Origin of the sequence: Mesorhizobium wenxiniae (assembly GCF_002284535.1) — a bacterium.
Lineage (GTDB): Bacteria > Pseudomonadota > Alphaproteobacteria > Rhizobiales > Rhizobiaceae > Mesorhizobium > Mesorhizobium wenxiniae.
The window spans coordinates 39,026-52,017 of record NZ_NPKH01000037.1 but is presented as its reverse complement, the minus strand read 5'-3'; the positions used below and the strand labels follow the sequence as shown (position 1 = coordinate 52,017).

Below are 12,992 nucleotides of genomic sequence, written 5' to 3'. Positions count from 1 at the left end.
CTAAGTTCGGTCAATCACAAGGTTCTTCTACCTTATTGCTATTGCATCACCATCAGCAGGTCCTTGGCGTCGATCTGGTCGCCGGTCGCGACCAGCACCTCGGCGATCGTGCCGTCGCGCTCGGCGTGAAGCGCGGTCTCCATCTTCATCGCCTCGATCGATAACAATACGTCGCCGGCGCTGACCGACTGGCCGGCTTTGACCGACAGTGTCGAGATCACGCCTGGCATCGGCGCGCCGACATGGGCCTCGTTGCCCGGTTCGGCCTTGCGACGGGCCTTGCCGTTCGCGGCGCCGTGCACGCGGTCCGGCACCTTGACGCGGCGCGGCTGGCCGTTGAGCTCGAAGAAGACGGTAACCATGCCCTTGTCGTCGCGGTCGCCGATAGCGAGGCAGCGGATCACCAGCGTCTTGCCCTGCTCGATGTCGACCAGGATCTCGTCCTCCGCCTTCATGCCGTAGAAATAGGTCGGCGTCGGCAGCACCGAGACGGGGCCGTAGGTTTCCTGAGCGGCGGCGAAGTCGGAAAAAACCTTCGGATACATCAGGTAGGAGGCGAACTCGAATTCCGAGAGCGCGCGCCCGGTTTTCTCCTCGGCGTCCTTGCGGCTCTTTCCGAGGTCGGCGTCTTTCAGCAGCGAACCGGGGCGCGCGGTGATCGGCTTCTCGCCCTTCAGCGCCTTCTTCTGGATCGCTTCCGGCCAGCCGCCGGGCGACTGGCCGAGATCGCCGCGCAGCATTGAGACGACTGAATCCGGGAAGGCGATATCCTTGGCTGGGTTCTCGACGTCGGCCACGGTCAGGTCCTGACTGACCATCATCAGCGCCATATCGCCAACCACCTTGGAGGAAGGCGTCACCTTAACGATATCGCCGAACATCAGGTTCACGTCATGATAGGCCTGCGCTACCTCGTGCCAGCGCGTCTCCAAGCCGAGAGAGCGCGCCTGCTCCTTCAAGTTGGTGAACTGGCCGCCCGGCATTTCGTGCAGATACACCTCCGAAGCCGGGCCTTTCAGGTCGCTCTCGAAGGCGGCGTACTGGTTGCGCACGGCCTCCCAGTAGAAGCTGATCTTCCTGATCCAGGCAGCGTCGAGGCCGGTGTCGCGTTCGGAGCCTTTCAGAGCCTCCACGATCGAGCCGAGGCAGGGCTGCGAGGTGTTGCCGGAGAAGGCGTCCATCGCCGCATCCACCGCATCGACACCCGCCTCCACCGCTGCCAGCACCGTGGCGGCGGCGATGCCCGAAGTGTCGTGCGTGTGGAAGTGGATCGGCAGGCCGGTCTCCTGACGCAGCGCTTTGAACAGCACGCGCGCGGCCGCCGGCTTGAGCAGGCCTGCCATGTCCTTCAGCGCGATGATGTGCGCTCCGGCCGCTTCCAGTTCGCGAGCGAGAGCGGTGTAGTATTTTAGATCGTATTTCGCTCGCGCCTGGTCGAGGATGTCGCCGGTGTAGCAGATGGTCGCCTCGCACAACTTGTTCTCGGCGCGCACCGCGTCCATCGCGACGCGCATGTTCTCCACCCAGTTCAGGCAATCGAAGACGCGGAAGAGGTCGATGCCGCCGGCAGCCGCCTGTTTGACGAAGTGCTGGACGACGTTGTCGGGATAGTTTGTGTAACCGACGCCGTTTGCGCCCCTGAGCAGCATCTGCAGCAGGATGTTCGGCGCGGCCTGCCGCACCCTAGCCAGCCGTTCCCACGGGTCTTCCGTCAGAAAGCGCATGGCGACGTCGAAGGTCGCTCCGCCCCAGCATTCGAGCGACAGAAGCTGCGGCAGTGCGCGCGCATAGGTGCCGGCCACCGCCGTTATGTCAAAAGTGCGCATGCGAGTCGCCAGCAACGATTGATGGCCGTCACGCATCGTCGTGTCGGTGACCAGCACCTGGCGTTGGTCGCGCATCCACTGCGCGAACTTCTCGGGGCCGAGCTGGTCGAGCAGCTGCTTCGTGCCGAGAGAGATCTCACCGCCGATGATGGGCACACGCGGAGCCGCCGGATCCGCCTTCGGCATCGGCCGGCCGCGCGTCTCGGGATGGCCGTTCACCGATACGTCGGCGAGGTAGTTCAGCAGCTTGGTGGCGCGGTCCTGCCGCTTCACGGCGGCGAAGAGTTCCGGCGTCGTGTCGATGAAGCGCGTGGTGTAGGAGTTGTCCTTGAAGCTGGGGTGATTGATGATCGCTTCGAGGAAGGTCAGATTGGTGGCAACACCACGGATACGGAACTCGCGTAGCGCGCGGTCCATCCTCAGCCGCGCCTCGTCCGGCGTCGGCGCCCAGGCGGTGACCTTTTCCAGCAGCGGATCGTAGAAGCGGGTGATGACAGCGCCCGAATAGGCCGTGCCGCCGTCCAGCCGTATGCCGAAGCCGGTAGCGCCACGATAGGCGGTGATGCGCCCGTAGTCGGGGATGAAGTTCTGCTCCGGATCCTCGGTGGTGATGCGGCACTGCAGCGCGTGACCGTTGAGACGGATGTGCTCCTGGGACGGCACGCCCGATTCCGGCGTGCGTATCGCTTCGCCTTCGAGGATGTGGATCTGCGCCTTGACGATGTCGATGCCGGTCACCTGCTCGGTGACCGTATGCTCGACCTGGATGCGCGGATTGACCTCGATGAAATAGAACTTGCCGGTGTCGGCGTCCTGCAGGAACTCGACCGTGCCGGCGCCGATATAGGCGGTGGCGTCGGCGATCCTCAGTGCATAGCCACAGAGTTCCTCGCGCAGCTCGCTCGAAAGATACGGTGCCGGCGCGCGCTCGACGACCTTCTGGTTGCGCCGCTGGATCGAGCAGTCGCGCTCGAACAGATGCACCGCGTTGCCATGCGTGTCGCCAAGGATCTGCACCTCGACATGGCGGGCCCGCTCGATCAGCTTCTCGAGATAGACCTCGTCCTTGCCGAAGGCGGCCTTGGCTTCGCGCTTGCCTTCGGTGACTTCCTTGGCGAGCTCGGCTTCGGTGCGGATGACGCGCATGCCCCGCCCGCCGCCGCCCCACGAGGCCTTCAGCATCAGCGGATAGCCGACCTCGAGCGCCAGCCTCTTCACAACCTCCATGTCGTCGGGCAGCGGATCGGTGGCGGGGATCACCGGCACGCCGATCTCGATGGCCAGATTGCGCGCGGCGACCTTGTTGCCGAGCCTGCGCATCGTCTCCGGCTTCGGGCCGATGAAGACGATGCCGTTTTCGGCGCAGGCGTCGGCGAATTCCGGACTCTCGGACAGCAGTCCATAGCCGGGATGGATCGCGTCGGCGCCGGACAGCTTGGCGACGCGGATCACCTCCTCGATCGACAGGTAGCTTTCGATCGGCCCCATGTCCTTCGAAAGATGTGGGCCGCGCCCGACCTGATAGCTCTCGTCGGCCTTGAACCGGTGTAGCGAATATTTGTCCTCTTCCGCCCAGATCGCGACCGTTTCGATTCCGAGCTCGTTGGCGGCCCGGAAGACGCGGATTGCGATTTCCGAACGATTAGCGACGAGGATCTTTCTTATTTTCGCTGAGAATGCTGACATTTTACTCGTTGCCTGATCTGCCCCGCCGACGCCTGTGTCGTTTAGCAACTGACCATCTGCAGCCATGTTCACGCTCCGATTCGAGAGTGGCACCCGCATCCCGGGCCACTGACTTGACGATTGCAGCCGCGGACGTTTCACAACGCTCTTGTCTTTAAGCCGAACCGGCTCGTCTATCATGACGCCGTCGAGCGCGACGGCACCATCGGCGCTCGCAAGGATGCGCCTGACCCAATCGATCTCAGCGGCGGAAGGAGCGAAGCCTCCAGAGAGGTGCGATCTGGCGCGGATGAATGGCTAGCTTGCCGCCGAAACCGAGGTCCACGGCCTGCCGACGCGACAGACGATACGTCAACTAAGCTCTGGGATCACATCTGCATTCACCTTCTCCTGCGGCTGTCTCACTCAGTGCTCGTCCGGCGTGAACGACACGGACTTTCGAATGCACTCCCTTCAGCACACCAACGGAAGGTCAGGCGGCGCTCAAGGCATCGGTGGCCCAGCGTTTATCGCCCGACCATCTGCTTCGCCCGCCGACGGAGCCGGCGAGCCAATATTGGCAGTGTTCGCGAGTTGAAGCGCCTCCTTCTCGGTGTCGAAGCGCGTTGTCGCCGCAATGGGTCTCCTGGATGGCGGGCATCTCCTCAGTCGCGCCTGAAATGATGACAGGTGGCATGAGGATACCTGAGTGACATTGTTGGCGGCACCGAAGCGGGACATCGTCCTCCATGCTGGAGCGATACGCGCGCCTTGAAGGATGGCATTGAGGGATACATTACGTCATTTCAAAGTTAGCTCTACTTTCTTACGATCTGTCTCTCCCGTTGCTGACAAAGCCGCGGTGATCTGGCGAAGGGACACCAGCCCCATGGGCTTACCAACCACGTCGACAACAATTGCTTCATCGTACGGGGAGTTCGTCAGTTCCTTAGCCGCGACCTCGAGCGTTGTGCTTACCTTTAATCTTGGCAGTGAAGTGCTATCGGCCCGGGGAGCTTCATCCATGACCGCCTCGACCTTGATGAAGCGCCCTCTATTGACGTCCTTGACAAATCTTTGGATGTAGTCATCTGCCGGGCGCAAAAGAATGTCCTGGCCGTCCCCCTGCTGAACGATGGTCCCATCACGCAGGATAACTATGCGGTCGCCCAGTCGTAGCGCCTCGTCGAGGTCATGGGTGATGAAGACAATTGTCTTCTTCAACTCCATCTGAAGATCTAGCAGCATGGTCTGCATGTCGGTTCGGATCAGAGGATCCAGAGCCGAATACGCCTCGTCCATCATGAGGATCGATGCATCGCTACTGAGTGCGCGCGCGAGACCAACTCGCTGCTTCATGCCACCCGATAACTCGTCTGGATAGCGGTTTTCAAAGCCCAAAAGGCCGACTCGGTCGATCCACCTCATGCCGGTCTCCCGGCTTCTGGCTTTATCGAAGCCCCGGACCTCGAGGCCGAACGTCACATTGTCGATGACGGTCCTGTGCGGCAACAAGGCGAAATTCTGGAAAACCATCGCCGTCCGGTTACGTCGGAACTCTCGCAGTTCCAATTCGGACATACCGAGGATATCGCGCCCGTCGATCACGATCGAGCCCGCTGTCGGCTCGATGAGACGGTTGATGTGACGGATCAATGTGGACTTGCCGGAGCCCGACAATCCCATGATGACTTGTATCTTTCCTGCAGGGATTACGATGTTGATGTTGTTCAACCCAAGGATATGTCCGTGCTTATTCGCAAGATCGGCTTTTGAGAGTCCGTTGCGCACGGCTTCGACGTAGTGCTTTGGAGCATTACCAAATATCTTGTAGAGATCGCGGATCTCGATGGATGCGTCGCTCTTAGTCACGTCCGGCACCCCGATGTTTTTGCAAGCGGCGGCCGTAGGCCTGGCTGATGCGGTCGAATATGATCGCGATACCCACTATTGCAAACCCGCTAAATATACCTTGCGTGAAGTACTGATTGGCGATCGCTTGCAACACGTTGAGGCCAAGCCCTTGGACGCCAATCATTGAGGCAATGACCACCATTGCGAGCGCCATCATGATCGTCTGGTTGATACCGGCCATTATGGTTGGCATGGCAAGCGGCATCTGAACCTTCCAGAGTTTCTGCCATCGCGAACAGCCATAGGCGTCGGCTGCCTCCAGAACTTCCTTTTCGACTAGGCGTATGCCGAGATCGGTAAGTCGGATGATCGGAGGAATTGCGTAGATCACAACAGCGATGAAGCCCGGCACGCGGCCGATCCCAAGCAGCATTACAACCGGAATGAGGTAGACGAAGGGTGGCATTGTCTGCATCACGTCGAGGACAGCCCGCATGACTCCAGCCACATTTTTGAAGCGGTTCATTACGATTCCGAGCGGTATTCCTATGGCAATCGCAAAGAGCGTTGATGAAAGGACAAGAGAAATAGTCTTCATCGTGTCAAGCCATAAACCTAAGAGCCCGATCAGCAGCAATGTGCCGATAACAGCGGCTACGGCGACCCAATTCCGCGCGACGATCCATGCGATACCTGCCATTGCGAACACGACGATCGGCCAGGGAGCGTTGGACATCATATTCTCGATGAACACGAGAAAGTAAAAGAGAGGCTTGAAGAAGGCCTCGATGCTGTCGCCATAAGCCCGCGTGAGAGTCCTGAGAGAACCGTCGACGGTGCGTGTGACGGCGAGGAGTAGTTCAGGGCTCAATTGAGGAAATTTAAAAAACCAGTCCATATCTTTTACCTTGATGAACTCGCACCATCAGCAACCTTGACTGGTTTCGATCGTCAAATTGTTGCAACCGTTTTGATGCGTAATTTCCGGCCAGGGGCCGGGTTGTTGGCAAGGATTGCGGAATCGCTTGCTACAGAAAATTCGTGATGTCGCCGCAGGCCGCATGCGCAGCGCTACTGGCCATGAACGGCGCCATCGCAACGGCAGCGGCGTACAAGAATTTAGCCATATCAAGTTCCTCTCTATTACGCTTGTTTTCTCGATGCCAATTTCATGTGATCGCTGCATTGTGCCGACTCCCGAACCGGCATCAAAACTTCACAGCTTGCCAAGATACCCGTTGTGATCTCCGGCCTGTAGGTGGAAAAAACGGAGGCTGATATAAATTTGATTCATATGAGTTCAGTACTACCCGTCCTGACCGTGAGGGGGCTCGATGCGACAACCTTTCTATCCTGACCTGCTCCCCTGGAAAGTCGTCGCTTCGAGGTTAGAGCACGTCCTGTGATCGATGAATCGATTGTGATGTGACGGCTGCGTTTTGTGCTGATTCAACATCCACCTCGATGGAGGTGGACGATGGGAAGAGCATTGAGCGGGGATCTTCGGTCGCGGGTCTTGAAGGCTTCGGACGAGGGCATGTCGGCGCGGCAAGCGGCGGCGCGGTTCGGCGTGGGAGTGTCCAGCGCGATCCGCTGGATTGCGCGGGCGAAGATCGGCGAACTGGCGCCACGCCCGCAGGGCCGCCGCCGCGCCTCCTGCCTCGATGCGCATGAAGCCTTCATCGTCGGGCTGATCGAGGAGCGCAAGGACATCACGCTGAACGAGATGGTGGAGCGGCTCAGCGCCGAGCATTCGGTGCGGATCAGCCGCAGCGCCTTGAGCGCCTGGCTTCGCGGCCACGGCTGGACATTCAAAAAAAGTCCGCGCACGCACTGGAGCAGGATCGCCCCGACGTCCTGAAGCGGCGCCGGGACTGGTTCGACGGCCAGCTCGATCTCGATCCGGCGAAGCTCGTGTTCATCGACGAGAGTGTGCTGCAGAGGCACGGAAGGAGTTCAGTATGAGCTAACCCCGTAACGTGAAGCTGCGTGAATGATGGAGGACGGCCCTCCGGGATCGGCTTTCAGGGGCAGGTCCCAAACCAGTCCGAGCTGCTGCGGTAAAGAGCCGTGGTAGTGAGCGTCGGATGAAACGTTCGGGCGAGACCCGAGCAGGTGCATGTCCAAAAGACGAACGAAAGTGAACCCTCCGAGGACGCGTCGTTATGAACGTAAGTGTCGTCGAAACCAGGACCGTTTCGTCATCCTGGAACAAGTCCGCCAGACGCCTGATGACCGGGCGGGCGGCGACCGGCGTAGAGGGGGCGTGAGTTGGACATAGGCTTTCACGCGGAACTGCAGGAACCAGGCTCCTGATGCAAAGGGAGAAGCTCAAGCGGAGCAAATCGCAAGGCGAGAGTACCGATGCAGGAGACTGGGGCGGACCGCCCCGTATGAGCGTCGAGGACCCTATAATGGGGTCAGAGCAAAGGGGGCGGATCAGGCCGTCGTATTGTTTGGAACAACTGGAAACAGGATGACTTCGGAAAGTACGACAGACAAGCCGTTTCGAATAGAGAAACGTCAAGTGTACGAAGCTTACAAAGCGGTCAAAGCCAACCATGGCGCAGCCGGGGTGGACGGGCAGACCCTGGAGATGTTCGAAAAGGACCTTGCAGTAAACCTCTACAAGGTCTGGAATCGGATGTCCTCAGGGACGTACTTCCCACCGCCGGTTCGCGCTGTCTCCATTCCGAAGAAGACTGGGGGCGAAAGGGTTTTGGGTGTGCCCACCGTCAGCGATCGGATCGCGCAGATGGTGGTCAAGCAGATGATTGAGCCGGATTTGGATTCCCTCTTTCTTCCAGACTCCTACGGCTACAGGCCGGGAAAATCGGCTCTGGATGCCGTGGGGGTGACGCGGCAGCGGTGCTGGAAGTATGACTGGGTTCTGGAATTCGACATCAAAGGGCTGTTTGACAATCTTCCGCACGATCTCCTGCTGAAGGCGGTCAGGAAACACGTCGCATGCAAGTGGGCTCTGCTCTACATCGAAAGATGGCTGGCAGCGCCGATGGAGAAGAACGGAGAAGTAGTCGAGCGCACACGAGGTACCCCGCAAGGGGGCGTTGTCAGCCCGATCTTGTCGAATCTCTTCATGCACTATGCATTTGATCTGTGGATGACGCGGACACACCCTGACCTGCCATGGTGTCGATACGCGGACGATGGCCTTGTGCATTGCCGGAATGAGCAGCAGGCAGAAGCCCTCAAGGCGGAGCTTGGTGCTCGACTGGTAGCATGCGGGCTCCAAATGCATCCGACAAAGACCAAGATCGTCTATTGCAAAGACCAAAGGCGCAGAGGGGAATACCCGAATGTCGTGTTCGACTTCCTCGGGTATCAGTTCCGACCGCGACGCGTGGCGAACACACAGCGAGATGAGTTCTTCTGTGGCTACACGCCTGCGGCCAGCCCAACGGCAATGAAGTCGATGCGAGCCACGATCAAAAGCTTGAACATCCCGCGGCAAACGCCGGGGACGCTGGCTGAAATTGCCCAACAGCTCAATCCACTCCTTCGGGGATGGATAGCCTATTACGGCCGTTACAGCCGTTCGGCCCTGTCCACTCTGGCTGATTACGTCAACCGGAAGCTCAGGGCGTGGATCATGCGTAAGTTCAAGCGCTTTCAGTCTCATAAGACGCGTGCCAGCCTCTTCGTGAGAAAGCTGGCGCGGGAAAATCCAGGACTGTTTGTGCACAGGAAGGCGTTCGGAACGAATACGTTTGCCTGATGGGAGCGGTGTGAATCGAGAGGTTCACGCACCGTTCTGCGAGAGGCCGGCAGGTGAAATTCCTCCGGCCTACTCACCCCGGCCTCTCCACAAAGATGGCCCGCCTGCGTGGAAGAGCGCCGCGCGGCGAGCGCTGCCGGCCGGCATGCCGCATGGCCACTGGAAGACCACGACCTTCACCGGAGCGCTGCGGCTGACGGGCATGACAGCGCCCTTCGTCTACGACTGCGCTATGAACGGCAACGTATTCGTGGCCTATCTCGAGCAGGTGCTGGTCCCGACATTGTCGGAGGGCGACGTCGTCGTCATGGACAACCTGCCCGCCCACAAGGCCGCCGGCGTGCGCGACGCGATCGAGGCCGCAGGCGCGAGCCTGCTCTACCTGCCGCCCTACAGTCCCGACTTCAACCCAATCGAGAACGCCTTCTCCAAGCTCAAGGCGTTGTTGCGAGCAAAGGCCGAGAGAACCATCAAGGCTTTGTGGGACGCCGTCGGTCCGCTTCTCGACCTCTTCACGCCAGCCGAATGCGCAAACTACTTTAAGGCCGCAGGATATGAACCGGATTAAACAGGACGTGCTCTAGCCTGTTCCGTTGAAAAAGAGTCGGGCGATGAAACGATCGAGGTTCACGGACGAACAGAACATCGGCATCTTGAAGAACCATCAGGCGGAACTGTCCGCCGCTGGGATGTGTCGCATGGACGGCATCTCGGATGCGACGTTTTACAATTGGCGCCAGAAGCATGGCGGCATGGAAATGTCAGAGGCCAGGCGGCTGAAGACGCTTGAGGAAGAGAACGCAAAGCTGACGAAGCTTCTGGCGGAGTCGATAATGGACGTGTCGACTCTGCGCGACCTGCTTTAAAAAAAGGCTCCTGACGCCCGGGTCGCCGAGGAACGCCGTGAGCTGGGCTACGGAAGAGAAGGGCTGTTCGCAGCACCGAGCCCCCGTACTGGTGGGTATTGATCCGCGGGTCTACCGTTATCGGTCGACGCGGCTGGATGATGCCGAACCAGGTGGGAGACTGAAGGTGAAGGAACTGGCATCACAACGCCGACGCTTCGGCCATCGCCATCTGCACCTTTTGCTGAAGCGCGAGGCATCGAGGTCAAGTGTGAGAAGCTCCATCGCTTCTACCGCGAGGAACGGCTGACGTAAGGAAGCGGCGCGGCCGCAAGCGGGCTCTGGGAACGCGCACGCCGATGACGATCCCACAAGATACGAACCAGCGCTGGAGGCTCGACTTTGCCTCCGACCTCTGGCTGATAGGCGCGCTTTGGCATTCTGTGCTCATCGATGAACTCACCCGGGAATGCCTGGCGACAGTGGCTGACAACTCGATCTCCGGCGAGCCTGTGACGCGGGAGCTGGATGCGATTGCCGAGCGTCGCGGCTGTCCGCTGATGGCCGACGAACGAGAACGTGACACGAGGGAGTTTCAAAATAACTTAATCAAGTTTTACACTACCGACATCCCTTTGCACGTTCAATCCGAGGCCGGATGATCGGAGTTGAAAGGCGCAGCCAGGCCAGTCGGATGCCAATTGATTTGCTAGAATTGGCCGCGGATATATGGCGGCTACGGAACAAGTCAACTGCATCGTGATTTTGGCGATGGTTGATGTTCCAAGGTTTTCGGAGTCAAAGCCATCGCTTGAAGAGCGTCTGCCACGGCCTTGACGACGGAGTTGGAACGGCTCTCGGGCAGCATCCATGTAGCAAGCGTGAGGCCTAAAGGAGTCGGTGCATTGAACGGTGCAACCAGCGCACCAGTCGCAAGATGCTCCCGCAACAGACTTTTCCGACCAATTAGAACGCCTACGCCATTCAGCGCTTGTCGCACTGCAACGGAATAAAGAGAGAATGCCGGACCATCGGGGGTGAAAACTCCCCCCGGCATCTTCGCAGCTGCCCAAATCGACCAATCAGTCCACACTACGTCGGGAATACAGCGCACATGCATAAGATCGAGCGGTTCGTGCAGCGTTTTCGCGATAGCAGGCGTGCAGACCGGCTCTATCTCCTCGTTAAACAGTCTACTTTGGGTTTTCTCGAGATTTTCAGTGTAAAAAAGACAAATATCGAACGGGCTCCTCTTAAGGTTCGGGGGTTCGTCTGCAGCGGTTACAGATATATCGACGGGCCCTGCCATCTCCGCGATTGCACCGAGTCGAGGTTCGAGCCAAAGTTGGGCCAGTGCAGGGGAAGTAACGATGTGAACCCTCTGGGGCGTAGCTTGCTGTCTTAAATCGCGCGCCGCGGATTCGAGCGCGTCGAATGCTAGCGTGAATTTTTTGCTGACTCTCAGGCCGAGCGGAGTGAGGCGNTCTTAAATCGCGCGCCGCGGATTCGAGCGCGTCGAATGCTAGCGTGAATTTTTTGCTGACTCTCAGGCCGAGCGGAGTGAGGCGTACACCTTTCGCATGGCGTTCGAACAACGGGGCGCCATACTCGCCTTCAAGGGCTTTGATCTGCGCCGCGATAGCGCCCGCTGTGACGGACAGCTCATCTGCGGCCGGTGAAAAACCGCCGAGACGGGCTGCCGCCTCGAATGCCCTCAGCGCGTTCAGGCGAAGCACGTTTCGGACCGGCACGCTGCTTGACATCGGAGCCCCAGATTTTCTGGGTCTAATATTTCACAAATTTCGGTTGAGGCAAGGCCTGGGGTTTCCAGCCGGAGTCAGAAAATGCGTTACCCCAGGCATTTACCTGCTCTTGAAGTATGCGCCTCAGGACCTACGCGCGGAATCCCGGACGAGCCCCAAGGTGCAACGGGGGTTTGTGCAGATACTCTTGCATTATGGTTGCATTGAGCGCGCCGAGGAGTGCGTTGTCGTGGACTGTGAAGGTGTAGGCTTCGCGATCCATCCTGCCGTTAGAATGGACCGCCCAAGCGGGCGCCGTGAGTACCAAATCGCCCGGCCCCCAAAGATTTCCTTACCCTCGACGATCGTTCTCCATTGGCCGACGATCCCATAATTGAGGGCGGCTACATTGTGACGATGGGGCCGCGCCATGTTCCACTTTGGGCCTGTCCAATTTGGACGACTCCTCCGTTCATACATGCTGTCAGCGTATTGGTTGATCCGTTCGTACGCCCCGTCGCCGGATTCCATAACAATCCGATGATGGCTGCCCGCAGGTCAGGAGTATCCTTCTCGATTTTGTTTAGGAAATCTTTGACTTCCTCCCATTTCCAGAGGCATGCGGATTGTTCTACCGCCTCGGGATCGATGAAAGCATGGTAAGTTTTTATCGCGCTGCCGCCGGTCGGAAGACGATGGATGAAATCGGCCATTGGATCACGCTGACGATCGCCCGGTGTTGCGGGTGCCATTTCGCCGTCGGACAGATAAAGCGCATGCAGGAACTCGAAGAGAGGAGAGTCGCTGAATGTCAACCGAACGTGAGGTTCGCTGCCCTCGTTGATGTAGATCACTTTGGCCATGTTGGGAACCGACCAGACATCGTACTTGTCGATCCGAAGTTCCGCGCCATCTATGCGCGCACTAACGGTCCCTGCAATCGAAAGTCCAACGCTGGAACTGTTCTTCTGCGTTAGTTCGACCGCCTCACCCGGCATGGTGACTTCGATCGCCGCTCGAATGCCCGGGGTGAGCGTATTGGTCTTCGATTGAGGATGTACAATGAACGACCGACGAACGGCACTCTGTTTCTTGATGGAAATGAGGCGTTGTGCTTCGGCCTCCAATTCCTCATAACTTACCTTGATGCCGTGCCAGAATTTTGGCGCCACATTGTCTTGGCCAGAAGTGTGCACGAAATGCGCCGTAGTATATCCCCTTGCAACTTCGTCGTTAAGTTCTGTCGCCATACTTTATCCACCATGTTTCGGGCCCACTGTCAATTTGACACTTGATTGTGTTCTTGAAGCTCGATTGGACTGAT

General features: G+C 58.9%; 7 protein-coding genes and 3 pseudogenes. 4 read left to right on the top strand and 6 right to left on the bottom strand.

Features of this window, described 5'->3' with window-relative positions; translation table 11 throughout:
- Positions 1-38 precede the first annotated feature (38 nt).
- The 3 genes from pyc to CIT31_RS28855 form a co-directional block, all read right to left on the bottom strand.
- Entirely contained in the window at positions 39-3,512 is a 3,474-nt protein-coding gene (gene pyc / locus CIT31_RS28865) for a pyruvate carboxylase (RefSeq protein WP_095521318.1), read from the bottom strand.
- Between the two features lie 780 nt (positions 3,513-4,292).
- Positions 4,293-5,363 carry a quaternary amine ABC transporter ATP-binding protein gene (locus tag CIT31_RS28860; protein ID WP_095521501.1) on the bottom strand — a complete coding sequence of 357 codons (1,071 nt, stop codon included), beginning with the start codon at positions 5,361-5,363 and terminating at the stop codon, positions 4,293-4,295.
- On the bottom strand, positions 5,356-6,243 hold the full coding sequence (locus tag CIT31_RS28855; protein ID WP_095521317.1) for an ABC transporter permease: 888 nt from the start codon (positions 6,241-6,243) through the stop codon (positions 5,356-5,358). Before CIT31_RS28855 ends, CIT31_RS28860 begins: the two co-directional genes overlap by 8 nt.
- Positions 6,244-6,822: 579 nt before the next feature.
- On the opposite strand from CIT31_RS28855, the pseudogene CIT31_RS28850 reads away from it, so the two are divergent.
- The 4 genes and pseudogenes from CIT31_RS28850 to CIT31_RS35520 form a co-directional block, all read left to right on the top strand.
- Positions 6,823-7,283 (top strand): annotated as a pseudogene (locus tag CIT31_RS28850) (helix-turn-helix domain-containing protein); the annotation flags it as partial.
- 538 nt (positions 7,284-7,821) lie between these two features.
- Positions 7,822-9,081, top strand: coding sequence for a group II intron reverse transcriptase/maturase (gene ltrA, locus CIT31_RS28840; protein WP_095521316.1), 1,260 nt, complete (start codon positions 7,822-7,824; stop codon positions 9,079-9,081).
- An 86-nt stretch (positions 9,082-9,167) separates the two neighbouring features.
- A pseudogene (locus tag CIT31_RS28835) lies at positions 9,168-9,649 on the top strand (IS630 family transposase); the annotation flags it as partial.
- A gap of 43 nt (positions 9,650-9,692) precedes the next feature.
- Positions 9,693-10,489, top strand: a pseudogene (locus CIT31_RS35520) (transposase); the annotation flags it as partial.
- Between the two features lie 185 nt (positions 10,490-10,674).
- On the opposite strand, the gene CIT31_RS35515 reads toward CIT31_RS35520, so the two are convergent.
- The 3 genes from CIT31_RS35515 to CIT31_RS28810 form a co-directional block, all read right to left on the bottom strand.
- Positions 10,675-11,280 carry a LysR substrate-binding domain-containing protein gene (locus CIT31_RS35515; protein ID WP_245316520.1) on the bottom strand — a complete coding sequence of 202 codons (606 nt, stop codon included), beginning with the start codon at positions 11,278-11,280 and terminating at the stop codon, positions 10,675-10,677.
- On the bottom strand, positions 11,180-11,689 hold the full coding sequence (locus CIT31_RS35510; RefSeq protein ID WP_245316499.1) for a LysR family transcriptional regulator: 510 nt from the start codon (positions 11,687-11,689) through the stop codon (positions 11,180-11,182). Before CIT31_RS35510 ends, CIT31_RS35515 begins: the two co-directional genes overlap by 101 nt.
- 383 nt (positions 11,690-12,072) lie before the next feature.
- Positions 12,073-12,918, bottom strand: coding sequence for a cupin domain-containing protein (locus tag CIT31_RS28810; protein WP_133116222.1), 846 nt, complete (start codon positions 12,916-12,918; stop codon positions 12,073-12,075).
- Between the last annotated feature and the right edge of the window lie 74 nt (positions 12,919-12,992).